This is a genomic window from Marinitoga sp. 1138 (assembly GCF_013363265.1).
Classification (GTDB): Bacteria; Thermotogota; Thermotogae; order Petrotogales; family Petrotogaceae; genus Marinitoga; species Marinitoga piezophila.
Map to the genome: position 1 here is coordinate 17475 of NZ_LBFA01000012.1, position 15649 is coordinate 33123.

13 protein-coding genes are annotated in these 15649 nt (G+C 30.6%); 3 read left to right on the plus strand and 10 right to left on the minus strand.

The features are described 5' to 3' along the window. The first annotated feature begins 17 nt into the window (after positions 1-17). Complete coding sequence (locus XO11_RS04980; protein WP_175418252.1) at positions 18-1490, plus strand: hypothetical protein; 1473 nt, start codon at positions 18-20, stop codon at positions 1488-1490. Positions 1491-1537: 47 nt separating this feature from the next. On the opposite strand, the gene XO11_RS04985 is transcribed toward XO11_RS04980, so the two are convergent. The 3 genes from XO11_RS04985 to nuoE are packed head-to-tail and all read right to left on the minus strand — an operon-like array spanning position 1538 to position 4891. Then, positions 1538-3247, minus strand: coding sequence for an NADH-dependent [FeFe] hydrogenase, group A6 (locus XO11_RS04985; RefSeq protein WP_175418253.1), 1710 nt, complete (start codon positions 3245-3247; stop codon positions 1538-1540). After that, positions 3248-4456, minus strand: a complete 1209-nt coding sequence (locus tag XO11_RS04990) for an NADH-quinone oxidoreductase subunit F (RefSeq protein WP_175418254.1) — start codon at positions 4454-4456, stop codon at positions 3248-3250. A gap of 15 nt (positions 4457-4471) precedes the next feature. After that, positions 4472-4891 (minus strand): NADH-quinone oxidoreductase subunit NuoE, encoded by a 420-nt coding sequence (gene nuoE, locus XO11_RS04995; RefSeq protein ID WP_075780458.1) that lies wholly within the window; start codon positions 4889-4891, stop codon positions 4472-4474. A gap of 203 nt (positions 4892-5094) precedes the next feature. On the opposite strand from nuoE, the gene XO11_RS05000 reads away from it, so the two are divergent. Then, positions 5095-6315, plus strand: coding sequence for an aminopeptidase (locus tag XO11_RS05000; RefSeq protein WP_014296500.1), 1221 nt, complete (start codon positions 5095-5097; stop codon positions 6313-6315). A 32-nt stretch (positions 6316-6347) separates the two neighbouring features. On the opposite strand, the gene XO11_RS05005 is transcribed toward XO11_RS05000, so the two are convergent. The 6 genes from XO11_RS05005 to XO11_RS05030 are packed head-to-tail and all read right to left on the minus strand — an operon-like array spanning position 6348 to position 13194. Continuing rightward, entirely contained in the window at positions 6348-7277 is a 930-nt protein-coding gene (locus XO11_RS05005) for an SIS domain-containing protein (RefSeq protein ID WP_014296501.1), read from the minus strand. After that, positions 7274-8509 carry a carbohydrate ABC transporter permease gene (locus XO11_RS05010; protein WP_014296502.1) on the minus strand — a complete coding sequence of 412 codons (1236 nt, stop codon included), beginning with the start codon at positions 8507-8509 and terminating at the stop codon, positions 7274-7276. Before XO11_RS05010 ends, XO11_RS05005 begins: the two co-directional genes overlap by 4 nt. After that, entirely contained in the window at positions 8509-9384 is an 876-nt protein-coding gene (locus tag XO11_RS05015) for a carbohydrate ABC transporter permease (protein WP_014296503.1), read from the minus strand. Before XO11_RS05015 ends, XO11_RS05010 begins: the two co-directional genes overlap by 1 nt. Positions 9385-9436: 52 nt before the next feature. Continuing rightward, the gene (locus XO11_RS05020) at positions 9437-10645 is read right to left on the minus strand and encodes an extracellular solute-binding protein (protein ID WP_014296504.1); all 1209 of its coding nucleotides are present in this window, start codon (positions 10643-10645) and stop codon (positions 9437-9439) included. A gap of 30 nt (positions 10646-10675) precedes the next feature. Next, positions 10676-12091, minus strand: a complete 1416-nt coding sequence (locus XO11_RS05025; protein WP_217671846.1) for a glycoside hydrolase family 3 protein — start codon at positions 12089-12091, stop codon at positions 10676-10678. A 2-nt stretch (positions 12092-12093) separates the two neighbouring features. Further along, positions 12094-13194: an ROK family transcriptional regulator gene (locus XO11_RS05030; RefSeq protein ID WP_014296506.1), complete on the minus strand. Its 1101-nt coding sequence runs from the start codon at positions 13192-13194 to the stop codon at positions 12094-12096. 264 nt (positions 13195-13458) lie between these two features. Between XO11_RS05030 and XO11_RS05035 the strand changes: the two genes are divergently transcribed. Next, entirely contained in the window at positions 13459-14535 is a 1077-nt protein-coding gene (locus tag XO11_RS05035; RefSeq protein ID WP_175418255.1) for a hypothetical protein, read from the plus strand. A 57-nt stretch (positions 14536-14592) separates the two neighbouring features. On the opposite strand, the gene XO11_RS05040 is transcribed toward XO11_RS05035, so the two are convergent. Continuing rightward, positions 14593-15649: AAA-like domain-containing protein (locus tag XO11_RS05040; RefSeq protein ID WP_175418256.1), on the minus strand; the 1057-nt coding region annotated here is incomplete at its 5' end.

Here is a 15649-nt window from a genome sequence, read left to right on the forward strand (position 1 = left end):
TATCAGAGGTGATTTTTATGAAAAAAGTATTATTATTATTTATTCTTGCTTTAAGCATTCTGTTTTCAGGATGTATTTTTAATAAAGAAGAAGCTTCACTAAAACCTGTTGCTGAAACACTCGCACCGTTAAGGGAATATATTTCAACTGCTGAAACAATAATTGGTCTTGCTCAGGGGAAAAAAGAGGATGTTATTCCAGAAAAAACAGTAAATATAGAACATATCCCCGATTTAATCGGCAAAACTCCTGAACAGGTTTATATTGAATACGGAGGTACAGGTTCTAACACCGTAAGAGTTCCTAATACAGGGTATTTTGATAACTTTTACGGTAAAGATTCTCATATTAGAGCTGCATTTTATATGACTCCTACAACATTAACAGATGAAAGTACAGGATATATCTTAGAAGTATATATGGATCCTTATCTTGATCTTTCTGTAAAATATGATTATGAAAAATATAAGGTTGCATTTAATTCCTGGGAATTCAAATTGAAAAATCTCTTAGAATATAAAACAGTATTATCAGATGGTAGCGTTGTTAATAGAAATATTATTGAACAAAAAGAAGATTGGGATTCTACTGTAGGATATGCAATGTTTGAAGCACCTGATATTTTGCAAAATCTAAATGAATATCTATATCCGGATAATATCCCACAACCTGCCACAACAACAGGTATAGATTGGTATTCACATACTATTTCTGAAATTGATTCTTTCTGGAATAGAATTACAGCAGAAGAATTTTATACCGAATCTTCAACAGAAATTAATGGAGAAGATATATTTATGAATTCAGGTATCACATATATCAAAACAGAAAAGGATTTTCTCTGGGATACCGACACAAAAACTGTTGTTAGGTTCAAAACGGTTGGAAAGGATCAAACAACAAAATCCTTTACAGCAACTGGAAATATAGGCGTAATCTGGTATTCTGCAAGTGATGATGTAACTATAGATGCCACTGGTTCAGAAAATAATCTTACGCATTATAAGAAAGTATTTATGGAATGGTGGGATTCACCAGAAAATATAAGCGAAAATAATTTCTCATATAAGGAAATTATTGAATTAGAAGAAACAGGAGAAAATACTGCAGAATATGAAGGAACTATTAAAAAGTTCTGGAATGGTAATGATACTGGAAATGGATATTATGTCTCTTTGAAAAAGGATTCAAATGATAATTATGTCTTTAGTATAGGCTGGCAATGGTTTGAAGCTACAGATAAATCAATTACTAAAGGAGATGCTTCAAGCGAAGATTCCAATATAGAAAGTTTCCAGATTGTGGATAATGAACTTGTAATAAAACTTAAAAATGGTGGCACATTTAAAGGTCATTTTGCCAATGGCGCATTTGTTGGAACATATGAATATAATGGAGAAACTTATAATAATGTAATAATAAGTTCTATTGGAATTGCTTTAAATGATCAAAAATTTAAATTTAGCAAAGACGGAAATTTAACCGAATAAACATTATATAAAAATCCCCGATTGATGAATATCAATCGGGGATTTTATTAATTTCTGGCAACATAATGAGTATGAAGGAGATGATGGGCTATTTCACTATTTGGTTCACCTAAAAATTCTTTATACAATTCTTTTACAGCAGGATTTTCGTGTGATTTTCTTAATTTTGAACCATAATCAATTTCATAAATTGCTTCCATTCTCTTTAATAAAATTTCCTCTGTTGTAGGAATTGGTTGTCCGCCACCACCTATACATCCACCCGGACATGCCATAAATTCTACAAAATGATATTCCACTTCGCCATTTTTCATTCTTTCAAGCAATTTTCTTGCTGCACCCAAGGTATTTACAACAGCTACTTTTATAATCTTTCCATTTATTTCAACCTCGGCTTCTTTTACCATATCCAAACCTCTAACAGCAGTAAAATCAAGCTTTTCAAGCTCTCTTCCTGTTAATATTTCATACGCTGTTCTCAAAGCGGCTTCCATAACACCACCTGATGCGCCGAATATTGCTCCAGCGCCTGTTGATATGCCAAATGGATTATCATATTCCTCTTCAGGTAGATTTTTAAAGTCTATTCCTGACTCTTTTATCATCTTGGCTAATTCTCTTGTCGTCAATACAAAATCTACATCTCCAGCATGTTCTGGTCTGTTCATTTCATATTTTTTCGCTGTACATGGCATTATCGATACCACTACTAATTTTTCCTTCGGAATACCCAATTTTTTTGCATAATAATGTTTGGCAACAGCACCAAACATCTGTTGTGGAGATTTTGCTGAAGACAGATGAGGAAGATATTCAGGATAATTGTGTTCTATAAACTTAATCCAACCAGGACTACATGAAGTAAATAATGGGAGCTTTCCACCTTCCTTAAATCTATGTATAAATTCAGTTCCCTCCTCAACAATAGTCAAATCTGCAGTAAAATTAGTATCAAATACCTTATCAAATCCCAACAATCTTAAAGCTGCTACGAGTTTACCTGTTGAAATTGTCCCAGGTTCCATACCAAATGGTTCTCCTATAGCTACCCTAACCGCAGGTGCAGTTTGAACTATAGTTATTTTTTCCGGATCATTTAATGCATTCCAAACACCATCTATATGATAAACCTCATGTAATGCACCCGTAGGACAATTCATTACACATTGACCACAATTTGTACAATCTACATTTCCCATACCTTCATCCATAAATGTAGTTACTATTGTATTTGGACCTCTATCAGCAAATGTGAAAATATTAACACTTTGTATATTAGAGCAAGCTCTTATACATCTTCCGCAAACTATACATTTTGTGGGTTCTCTAACAATTGCATAACTGGAATAATCAGAAACAAGATTTTTCTCAACTGGTGGAATATTAACCTTTGTAACTCCTATTTCTTCAGCAATTTCCTTTAATTCACATGATGTAGCTTTTGAACATGTCAAACAATTCAATTCACAACTAATACCATGAGAAGCTATTATCAACTGCATTATCGTTCTTCTAACTCTTCTTACCTTTTCAGAATGTGTTTTTATCTTCATCCCTTCAGAAATCTTCACGGCACATGATGGAACTAATGTTTTTGAACCCTCAACCTCAACAACGCACAATCTACATCCGCCATATGGCTCCATACCTTCTATATAGCACAATGTTGGTATTTTTATATTTGCTTTTTTTACAGCTTCAAGAATAGTAATTCCTTCTGGCATATCATATTCTCTATTATTTATAGTGATTCTCATTTAAATCACCTCTTCTTTAAAAAATTTATCAAGAACAGAATAGATAAAATTAACTGAGGATTGTCCAAATCCACATCTCGCAGCGAGCATAATAGATTCTTTCAATTCTCCTATTATCTTTTTATATTCATCATTATAGCCATTTCTTTTTAATTTCAATAATATCTCTTTGATATTCCTATTTCCTTCACGGCAAGGGAAACAAGTTCCACATGTCTCTTTTACAAAAAACTCTGATACATTGAGCAATATTTCAATTAAATCATGATTTTTGGATACTACTATCATTCCACCAGAGCCAATAGAACTTCCAGCTGCTTCGAGATCTTCATATGTATATCTAACATCAATCTCATTATCCTTTAATATTGAAGTAGCTATACCTCCTGGAACTACAAAGTTTAATTCTTCAATAGGTCCTCCTGCTAATTCCACTATTTCCCTTATTGTACAACTACCAAATTCAATTTCATACACATCTGGAACTTTAACATCTCCATTTATTGATATAAGTTTTGTTCCTCTACTTTTTTCAGTTCCTAATCTGGCATATACATTATCTTCATATTTCATAATCTCCGCAACTGTTGCTAATGTTTCAACATTATTTACCACAGTTGGTTTTCCAAATAACCCTTCTTGAACTGGATATGGAGGTTTAATTCTTGAAAATCCTCTTTTACCCTCTATTGAATTTATTAATGATGTTTCGTCACCACAAACATATGCACCTGCACCCTTTACCAGTTTCAATTCAAAATCGAATCCGCTTCCCAAAATATCTTTTCCTAATAACCCACTATGATATGCATCTTTAATAGTTTTTTCAAATATTTCTATAGCCTTTGAATACTCACCTCTAATATAAATATATCCGTAATTTGCTTTTACAGCATAAGCAGCTATAATGATTCCTTCAAGTACCTTAAATGGCATATTTTCCAATAAAAATCTGTCTTTAAATGTACCTGGTTCTCCCTCATCAGCATTACAAATTAAAAATTTCACATCATTTTCCTGAGCAAGGGCGTATTGCCATTTTCTTCCTGTTGGAAATCCTGCTCCACCTCTTCCACGCAACCCAGATTCGGTTATTTTTTTCACAATTTCTTCTGGCATTAATTTCAAAGAGTTTTTCAACCCTAAGTATTCATATTCTTCTGGTGTTTTTTTCAAGTCAGTTTTTAAAAAAATCTTTTCTTCTATCATATATTCTCACCACCTTTATATACAGTCTTTTAATAATGAAACTGCCTGCTGTGGTGTAACTTTGGTATATATTTTGTTGTTTATCATCATTACAGGTCCCTCACCACAATGTCCCAAGCATTCAACAATTTCAAGTGTAAATTTTCTATCCTTTGTTGTTTCTCCCGAGTCAATCCCTAAATATTCTTTAATCATTTCAACTACATTTTTACTGTTATTTAAATGGCAGGATAGACTATTACATACACGAATTATATAACGACCACGTGGTTTAGTGTGAAACATTGAATAAAAAGTTATTACACCATATAATTCAGATTTTGGCATACCTCTTTTTTTTGCAATTCTGATAATCTGTTCTTCTGGAATATACCCATATGTGTTTTGAATTTCATGCAACTCATCAAGAAGCGGTTTTTCATAGAATTTTTCCATGTTTTTTCACCCCCTTAATTCAATATTAGCACTTTATTAAAAAAAATACTATTGTGATTATATTCATTTATTTGCATTGAGAAGTAATAAAAAATAATAAAAGTTTAATATTGTGCATTTTTCCACTTATTCTGATTATATTGATGGCAGAAGTTATATGTTATAATAAAAGTAATTTCATATTATAAAGAAAGAGGTGTATTATGGATAGAAAATTATTGGAAAAATATGCTGAACTTGCTGTGAGGGTTGGCGTAAATATTCAAAAAGGACAGAGATTATTGTTAAGAACCTCTGTAGACGCTGTTGAATTTTCAAGATTAATCGCTGAAAAGGCTTATGAAGCCGGGGCAAAAGAGGTATATGTTAGATATAGTGATGAATATATAACCTTTTTAAAATTAAAAAATGCACCTGAAGAAATTATTGAGGAGGTTCACAGTTGGGAAGTTGAAGCAGCAAAATTTTTCTGTGACGAAAAAGGGGCTTTCCTCAGTGTAATTAGCTCAGATCCAGATCTTTTTAAGGAAATACCTCCAGAAATTATAGGAAAATTCTCCAAAGCAAATCAAATGGCAATGAAAGAGGTATCAAAAGAAATTATGTCAGGAAAGGTAAGTTGGTCTGTTGTGGCAGTCCCTAATGAAAAATGGGCTAAAAAGGTTTTCCCTGAATCCACAAATCCCGTTGAAGATTTATGGAATGCTATATTAAAAACTATAAGGGTTAATGAAAATGATGATCCTGTGGAATTATGGAATAAACACATAGAAAATCTTAATAAAAGAACGGAATTTTTAAATAAAAGACAGTATGAATATTTAAGATACAAAGGGCCAGGAACAGATTTAATGGTTGGAATGCCGGAAAATCATATTTGGGTTGCAGGAACACAAAAAAATGTAGATGGAACCGTATTTTTACCAAACATTCCAACGGAAGAGGTTTTTAGTGCTCCACATAAAGATAAGATAAATGGATATGTTAGAAACAGCAAACCTTTAGTTTATGGCGGAAATATTATAGATGGGTTTACAATGGAATTTAAGGACGGAAAAATCGTAAAGGTAACTGCTGAAAAAGGTGAAGACGTATTAAAACAGGCAATTTCACTTGATGAAGGCGCAAGCTACCTTGGCGAAGTGGCTCTTGTCCCTGTAGATTCACCAATTTATCAACTCAATACTATTTTCTATAATACGCTTTTTGATGAAAATGCCGCTTCACACTTTGCATTTGGAAAGGCTTATCCAATATGTATTAAAGATGGAACAAAAATGTCTGAGGAAGAATTAAAAGAACATGGTTTAAATACCAGTATTACACATGTAGACTTTATGATTGGAAATGAAGAATTAGATGTTTATGGAATAAAAGACGGAAAAGAAGAATTAATTATGAAAAATGGAAAATGGGCAATATAATAAAAATACCCGGAGGTTTTCTCCGGGTATTTTTATTCTAAAATAACAGATTTGCTGAGATTTCTTGGTTTATCTGGATTATGACCTTCTGTTAAAGCTTTTTTGTATCCAAGATATTGCGGAAGTATCATTTTGAGGGGACTTTCAAATCCATTCTTATATGGTATCTTTAAATCACCATTTTCTCCTACAAAAATCACTTCGGCTTCCATTACCCTTAATTCTTCTGCAAGTATTCTTTCTTCTTTTGTATCCTTTGAATTTATTATAACAAGCGTTTTATCCGTAACCAATGATTTTGGTCCATGTCTATATTCCAATGGCTCATGAAATTCCACATTTTGTATAGCCATTTCTTGAATCTTTAAAGCGCCTTCTTTAGAAATTCCATATTGTTCTTCAAAACCTAAAAATACAAAATGGCTGAATTTTTTTAAGTCTATTTTGTCTATTATGCTTTCCACATTCTTTACCACTTCAATTGATTCATTTGAAAGCTCATGCTTTTCTATACCATTTAATAAAAAGTTTAATATAAACACAAAAGAACCTGTCATTACCACGCTTTCTTCATTGGCAAAATCAAAAACAAAACTTTCATCGCATACCTTTGTAAGTGTTGAATTCTTTTCACATGTAATACCTATGGTCTTTATCTTTCTTTTTTTAAAATGCTCTACAGCCTTCACTGTTTCTGTTGATTCTCCTGTTCTTGATAGGAATATTGCAACATCGCTTTCTGGAACCTTATCAAATACTATTACATTTCCACCTGAAATTATTTCGGCATTATATCCATTTTTTCTTAGCATTTCTGTTGTAATGTATCCAAGATTATATGAAGAACCGCATCCTACAAAGGTATATTTTTTATCTTTTTCAAATGAAAAATCAAATTCCTTTGTATGTTTTAATAATTCCGGTATTCTTTCTATTTCCCTTAAAGTTTTTTCACCTTTCATCCTTTCACCGCCCCTTGTGTTATTCCGGCTATAATGTGTTTCTGGAAAATCAAAAATGCAATTATAACCGGTATTCCTATAATCGATGATGCTGCCATTAATGTTGGCCATTCAACCTGATTGAACTTCTGGAATAATGCAAGACCAACCTGAACAGTTCTCATTTCCTTTGAAGTAGTCATTACCAATGGATAAAACAGCATATTCCATGAACTGATAAAGGTATTTATTCCCATAACCGCAAGCGCTGGTTTTGACAATGGGAATATTACATGGAACAATACCTGAAAGGTATTTGCGCCATCCACATATGCTGCCTGTTCAAGCTCTATAGGGAGTTGTTCTATGTACTGTTTTAATAAGAATATTCCAAATGGGGTTACAAGAAACGGGACGATTAGGGAATAATAGGTATCAATCCATCCAAAGTTTTTCATAAGGATAAATATTGGTATTATGGTAACCTGAGGGGGAATCATCATAGTTGCCAATACTATTAAAAATAACACATTTTTTCCAAAAAATTCTCTTCGAGCAAATGCATATGCCACCATTGTAGAGAATATTATATTTCCAACAACTGCAAAAATAGCTATTATAAAACTATTAAACATATATCGCCCAAACATATTTTCTTTCCAGACGTTTACAAAATTTAGCATCGTTGGGAATTTGTATTTTATCTTAAAATCATCAAGATAAACAGTGGCATTTTTAGTGTTAAATAAAAATGCTATTTTGGTTATGTGTTTCAAGTTTACACCATTTTTGCTAATATTTTTTGAACTAATTGAAACTTTCTGCCATTTATTTGAATCATTATTAATTTCAACCTTAATATCAGAATAATTGCCATCAATATCATAAAACTGCATATCAAAAGCTTTTACATTATCTGATTTTATATAAAAATCCAGTGTTTTCATAACTCTTAAATCCATATCATTTGTAAGAAGAGCTATTTTTTGGTTTTCACCTGTGATTAAAACCTTTAAACTCTGTGTGCTTTCTGGAGAATCCTTTACTAATCCTATTTTAGCGCCATTATATGTTTTTACTTTTCTTTTTACATAACGAATATACTTAATCTCAAAATCATTAAGATATTTCTCAGTAATCACATGTGTTAAATTTCCCTGCGGAATTATTGCAGTAAAAAACATTGTTAATAATGGAAATAGGGAGATTCCAAGTAAAACAAACATAATCAAAAGAAATGTAAATCTCTTCATTATATATCACTCCTAAGCAGGCGCTTCTGTATAATGGTGAATATAAGAATTATCGTCATTAAGATATATGCTATTGCAGAAGCATAACCCATATCAAATTGCCTAAACGAAGTTTGATAGAGATAATGTACCACTGTCTGTGTGGCATTTGATGGTCCTCCACCTGTCATGGTGAAGATTTCTGCAAATATCTGAAATGATCTAATTGTATTCAAGGATATAATGAAAAACATAGTTGGTTTTAATAAAGGTAATGTTATAGAAAAAAATGTCTGTATTTTTGAAGCACCGTCTATTGATGCTGCTTCATAAACCTCACCAGGAATACTTTGCAATCCTGCAAGGAATAATATGGTATAATAACCTATAGCTGCCCATATATCCATAATCATTATTGCGAGCAATGCTGTTTTTGTAGATGCAAGCCAGCTTGTCCCAAGAGGTTTTATTCCTATTAACGGCAACATTTGATTGAAAAATCCATTTGCGCTGTATAGATATATCCATATTGTTGATATAACAACCATGGATATTACTGAAGGCAGAAAAAATCCAGCCTTAAATAAATCTTTTAAAGGCAATGACTTACTGTTGATTAATACAGCAAGTATAAGAGAAAATGTTGTGGTAAATGGAATAGTTCCAATTACAAATATAAACGTGTTTTTTAAAGCCTTTAAAAAGACTTCATCGCTAAATGCACGTGTATAATTTGAAAATCCAACAAAATCAAAATGTGGATTTAATCCTGTATAATTGGTAAAACTCATAAAAAAGGAATATCCTATTGGAAATATTCCAAAAACCATAAATATTATTAAAAATGGCGAAAGCAATATAAGAGTTTCTAAATTATATCGTGTTTTCTTTTTCATTTTTTCAACTCCTTAAAAGGCCTGCGTAGGTGGCTCTACGCAGGCAATTTTCTTAATGATTCAATACTTGCTGTATCTTGAGGTTATAATATCTTAATGTGCTTTCTACATCCTGATCTTCTAAAATCATTTTTTCTATAGCTTCTGTTAAATATTGCTGAATCTTGAACCATTGTGGATGTGAAGGTGCTGGTCTTGCATATTTGTTTTGTTCATAGAATACCTGATGCATTGGATGGTCTTCAAACCATGGATCCTTATCTGCTCCAACTACTGAAGGGAATACTGAAGGTACTAATTTTGTAATCTGCATTGCAACGTCTGACTTTAATAAGTATTTTACTAATTTCATAGCTGCTTCTTTATGCTTTGACTGTTCTGTAATTGCCAATACTTCTGCTCCGGCAAATGATGCATGATAACCGCTCCATTTGTTTGGTTTTGGTATTAATGTTACATCAAATAATATATTTGGATAATTGTTTTCAATTCCTGAAATATCCCATGCTCCACTTACATACATACCTAATTTTCCTTCTCCAAATGCTTTTGCTAAATCTGCCTGTTTTGTCTTTAATGAATATTTTGATAATGCTTTATAGAATTTTGCAGTTTCTATAACCTTTGTTGAATATAATAATGATTTTTTCATATCCTTTGAGAGAATTGATGCTTCATTTCCCCATACTGCTGGTAAGAACCATTGCTGCCATGGACTGAAATTTTCACCAGCTGGCATACCAAATCCATAAATATCATCACCTAAAGCATCGATTTTCTGTGCTGCAACATATAATTCTTCCCATGTTTCTGGTGGATTATTTGGATCAAGTCCTGCTCTTTCAAATAAGTCTAAATTAAAGAATAAAGCTCTTGTTCCCAATAACCATGGCATTGCCCAATAATGGCCATCATATTCAACTGAAGTCCAGCCAAAATAATGATCCTTTTCTTTTGCTGCATAATCGTCCATATTCATAATAGTTTTTTGACTTGCAAAGTTTGCAACCCATGTGTTTCCAAGTTCAACAACATCTGGTGCATTATTTGCTGCAATAGCTGTAACAATTTTATCAAAACCATTTGACCATGATAACTGTACATACTCCACTTCAATATCAGGATTTTCCTTCATAAATTGACCAAGAATCTTTGCTGATGATTCATCATCAAGCATAAACCCCCAGAATGTTATCTTGGTTTTACCAAATGAGAAAACTACCAATAAACTCAATACCAATACCAAAAACAACTTTTTCATACAAATACCTCCCCTTTAAATTTGGTGATTTTATATTTGATGTTCCTTAATTACGCGTATTGCCTGATAAATGGATATTAATTTCGTTGAATAGGTAACTATATGATTATCGCTTTCATATAATTCTTCATCCTGATCATTTCTGATAATTACATAAATAACCTTTTTAAATTGTCTCTTCAATCTTTTTTGCAATCGCAATTGTTCTGAAAATCTAAATGAATCAAGCACAAAAGAAATTGAAATATTACCTTCAAATTTTTCTTCTTCCGTTTCACCTGTAACAGGATCATATGAATATACATTTGCATCTTTAAATTCAAATTTTACCAGTTCTTCAAGAATCTTTAAGTCATTTGCCGTTGTATCTGCCTGACTGAGATTTTTTGGTTTTGGAATAAAAATCGCAGGATTTTTTAACTCAAACTTCTCGTTTAAACTTACCTTTAATGCCTTTCTTGCTATTTTATTCAAAAAACTTCCCTTATACTCCGATGTATAATACTTTTTTTGCAATTTCTCAATCTTTTCTATTTTGTTTTTAAGAAGTTTTTTATCAATTTCTCCATTCTCAACTGCATTTATAAAGGCATTATATATAGGTTTAAAGTTTTCCCTTGCTTCTGCTATTAATAAGATATCTCCGCCATTATTAAAGAACATCTTTACGCCTTTTTCAGGAAAATAATTATTATAATACGCTTTCATTTCAATGGCATCGCTAATTACAAGACCATTATATTTAAGCTTTTCACGCAATAAATCCGTTAATATTTTTTTTGAAACTGTAGCCAGCTCTTTGTCCAGGGATTTATAGATAATATGGGCTGTCATAATCATTTCAATTCCAGTATTTATTGCTTCTTCAAATGGAAAAATATCTTCATCTTCAAATGAAAAATCATCGATTACAGGAGTTTCTTCATGTGAATCCTGAATGGCCTTTCCATGACCGGGAAAATGCTTTGCTGTTGGTAAAATACCTGAATCTAACAATCCCCTGATATATTCTTTACCAAATTCTGCAACCTTTCTCGGATCATCGGAAAAAATTCTAAAGCCAGTAACCGCACTTGAATCTCTGTGCAAAACATCTAAAACTGGAGAAAAAACCATATTAAAACCATATTCTTTTAATTTATCCCCGGAATATTTTCCATACTCATATGCATATTCCGGGGCGTTAACCTTTCCAATAGAATAATTTCCAGGGGAAGAAAGTATTCCCGGAACTGTCTCAAGCTGGCCGCCTTCATGGTCGGAGGTAATTAATAACGGAAAATCAAGTGAATATAATTTGTCCATGGAAATCTGCAATTCTTCTATACTTCTCATATTTCCTGGATATAATATTACTCCAGCAGGTTTATATTCTTTTATAATCTCAATTGCTTCGTCATCCAATCCATCTGGAAAACCTAAAAAGAACAATTTCCCATAATTCATTCCTATCGCCTCTTTTTCATGTTATAGTATATTTCAAGGAACTTTTCTGCACCATTTTTAGTGGAAAACATCTTGTGTAATATCAAAGAAGCCGCTCCACGCGAAGTTAAAAAGTCTTTAGAAGATGTATGATTAAGATAAATATTTCTATTTTCAAACATAAATACTTTTTCTTTTATTTGACTTATAAACACATCAAGAAATTCATTATCAAGCAAAACGATATTTCCACCTATTAATACAGTATCTGGATCAAATACACTGATAAAATTGGAAATCTTTTCTGAATAATAATCAAGAAATTCTCTGGAATTATCCAATAATTTTTCAATTGGATAGTTTCTTAACTCTTCAAAAGATATTCTCTTTTCATCATTAATCATGGCCTTTTTTATTTCAACTTCACCGGCATAATTATTACTTCCATGATATAATCTGTTTTTAATGATTATTCCAACACCTATACCGGTTCCGTCGTTAACATAATATGGAATTGAAATATGAAAATATAAAATGTTTTTCGATTTTTCCCTGTTACATAAATTAAAGTATAAGGCCCCACAATTACTGTCATTTTCAATATAAACAGGGATATTATCCTTTCTCTCAATCTTTGAAACAAGATTAAAGTTTCTAATATTCAAAGCCTTGGAATATATAATCTTTCCATTTTTAGAATCAATAATACCCGGAAGAGATATTCCAATGCCATATATATCCAGTTCGCTGTAACTTTCAATAACGTTATTTAATTGAGAAATGATATTTTCTTCATTAATCATTACGCTTATCCTTTTTGAAGAAATAACCTTTCCTGCAAGATCAGTCAAAGCAACTTCAATACCATCCTGTTCAACAGATATTCCAAGGATATGCCCTATTGAATAAGCAAATTGAAATACAGTTGTTTTTCTTCCTCCTTGAGGTGTAGAAGATAATTCATCAACCTTTTTTATTAAATTCAAATCTTTTAATTTATTCAAAGAACGAGAAACTGTGGATTTTTCCAAACCTGTTTCTTTTGAAATTTCCATTAAATATGTCTTTTCCTTTTTCCATATAAAATTCAATGTTTTTATTAATGAATCGGTAATTCTTATCATCTAAATCACTCCATGTATTTTATAATTTTCTAATCGAATTTCAATTCTTTTTTAGTTGTTTTATTTTTAGTTAGTTGCTTGATGCAACCAACCAACTTAAATATAACATAATTATAAAAAAAATTCAAATAACATTAATAATAGCATTTTTCCAATATTTCAAAATAAATGGATTTTTTTAAGAACCATTGACTTTTTTTAATATTTTTTATTATAATAAATATAGTTTCATCTTTAATTTAAATTAGTGAAAGGAGTGGAAAAATGAAAAAAACTTTTTTTGTTATTATTTTGATAGTTCTAACTTTTCAGGTATTATTGGCAAAAGGCTACATATATAAATTTGATAAATTTTCTAACTTTCATAATATAATAGTAGATGATTTTAATAATATATATCTTGGAAATCTTCAAAATGAAATTATAAAAATCAACATGAAAAGCGAGATTGAATGGATTTATAATTCCACGAACCAAATTTTACAGATATATCCTGTAAACAACAAAATTGCATTTACAACAATGGATAACAAATTAATATTTCTCAATGCTGATGGAACGCTTTATACTATGAAAAAATTTAACTTAAAAACTCCACCTATTTTGTTTTCAAAATTAAATAATGGCACTCTATTAATGCTTATGAATAATTTAATATATTCTGTAAAATTGGAAAACAAACAAATAATATTAAATATTTTATCTCCTAATTTCTTATCCAAATTGCCGTATAATACTTCCTCTAAAATTATAGATGATAATTTATATTTGATAATTAAAGACAATTTCGGAGTTTATAAAGTCATTTATAATGGCAATACGCTTTCTCATGAATTAATAGAAAGCGTCAGTATAAAAAATGAACATTTAAGTTTTGGAAACTCTGTTTTTTATGAAAATAATGTTATATTTGCTATTGGTGAAAAACTGTATTCAAAAAAACTTGAAAACAATCATACCAATTTCATATTCAACATTTTCGATGTTTATAATAACTTTAAAGATTTCAAGCCATATATAAATTCAAATATTATTGTGTATAATAAAGAAATATTTTTCACTACAAGTTATAATGATTTAATTATTCTCAAAATAAACGGAAAATTAAAAAAGATAATTAATTTAAATTATTCTGCTTATCAATACAAAATGAAGATAAGAAATGATAAGATTTACATTCTTTCTCAAAATAAATATAATGGAAAACTACTAACTTTTGATATTAATAATAACAAAATAGAGGATCTTCTTGAATTAAATGACGGTGCTCTTGATTTCAATATTATCAATGACAATATCTATATTTTGACTTATTATGGTCTTTATAAAATTGCCTGGTAAAATTATATTTCGAATATCAATTAAAATAACCCTTCCAGAAATTCTGGAAGGGTTATTTTAATTCACTTTCGATGGACTTTCAAAATTCGTTTTTATAAACCATACATTGATTTTTACTCCTTCTATTTCTTCTATTTCATGTTTGAAGTCCTCTATTGCTTCTGAATATATCACAAGCCAGCCTTCTTTTAAACCACTTCTTTTTAAATATTCTACTAATTGTTTTTTTGCTATTTCATATTCGTATTTTATTATATTTGCCTTTACTTCTATTAGATATTCTTTTTCTTTATACATTACCATTAAATCTATTCTTCCTCCACCTATTTGTGTTTCTGGATATACTTTCCCATCAAGCAATCCCATGTATGTACTTAAAAATTGATCCAAATTGTATTGATATACTCCTTCATAATAATTTCTGCCTTTGAACATTACAGCTCCTCTGCTTTTTATATACTCTATATATCTTTTGAATAACTCATTGAGTTTTAAGTTTCCGTCTTTATCTATATATTTTTTCAGGTTATCTTCATATTCTAATATTTTTTTTCTTTCTCCATTTATTTTTGGTTTGAAATGATTATATAATTTTTTGTAGTATAACGGTACTTTTACACAACATTTTCCTTCGCAATCATCTATTACTCCATGTAAATACAGAAATTTTATTCTTTCATCACTTATATCAAATTCAACGCTTTCTGGTTCAAATAGTATCTGCATTACTATTTCTTTTTCTTCGTGTGCTTTTGATATTATATTTTCCATATTTTTGTCTATGTATTTTTTTATATAGTCATATAATGTTTTTTCAAAATGCTTTTCTGTTATTATCTTTTCTCCTTTTGCTTTTTTTACCACTAAATCATATGCAAGACCATTGGTTAGTCCAGGTTGCCCTGCTGCGTTGTGCCATATTAATTCTTTTACCTTTTCATCGAATATTTGCCCTGTTTCTTTTTCATGTTGTGAAAGTAAGTCATATACCTGTTCTTTTGTAAAGTATGGTACTTCCATATATTCTGCTATATTAAACGGACTGGCATTGTCTTCCAATACTCCGCTTAAATAACTTACACTGATTAATATTACACTTCGAAGTTTGTACATC

Excerpts from the sequence above, each read along its gene's own strand:
- XO11_RS04980 (WP_175418252.1), top strand. The coding sequence starts at position 18 with ATGAAAAAAGTATTATTATTATTTATTCTTGCTTTAAGCATTCTGTTT.
- XO11_RS04985 (WP_175418253.1), bottom strand. The coding sequence starts at position 3,247 with ATGAGAATCACTATAAATAATAGAGAATATGATATGCCAGAAGGAATT.
- XO11_RS04990 (WP_175418254.1), bottom strand. The coding sequence starts at position 4,456 with ATGATAGAAGAAAAGATTTTTTTAAAAACTGACTTGAAAAAAACACCA.
- nuoE (WP_075780458.1), bottom strand. The coding sequence starts at position 4,891 with ATGGAAAAATTCTATGAAAAACCGCTTCTTGATGAGTTGCATGAAATT.
- XO11_RS05000 (WP_014296500.1), top strand. The coding sequence starts at position 5,095 with ATGGATAGAAAATTATTGGAAAAATATGCTGAACTTGCTGTGAGGGTT.
- XO11_RS05005 (WP_014296501.1), bottom strand. The coding sequence starts at position 7,277 with ATGAAAGGTGAAAAAACTTTAAGGGAAATAGAAAGAATACCGGAATTA.
- XO11_RS05010 (WP_014296502.1), bottom strand. The coding sequence starts at position 8,509 with ATGAAGAGATTTACATTTCTTTTGATTATGTTTGTTTTACTTGGAATC.
- XO11_RS05015 (WP_014296503.1), bottom strand. The coding sequence starts at position 9,384 with ATGAAAAAGAAAACACGATATAATTTAGAAACTCTTATATTGCTTTCG.
- XO11_RS05020 (WP_014296504.1), bottom strand. The coding sequence starts at position 10,645 with ATGAAAAAGTTGTTTTTGGTATTGGTATTGAGTTTATTGGTAGTTTTC.
- XO11_RS05025 (WP_217671846.1), bottom strand. The coding sequence starts at position 12,091 with ATGAATTATGGGAAATTGTTCTTTTTAGGTTTTCCAGATGGATTGGAT.
- XO11_RS05030 (WP_014296506.1), bottom strand. The coding sequence starts at position 13,194 with ATGATAAGAATTACCGATTCATTAATAAAAACATTGAATTTTATATGG.
- XO11_RS05035 (WP_175418255.1), top strand. The coding sequence starts at position 13,459 with ATGAAAAAAACTTTTTTTGTTATTATTTTGATAGTTCTAACTTTTCAG.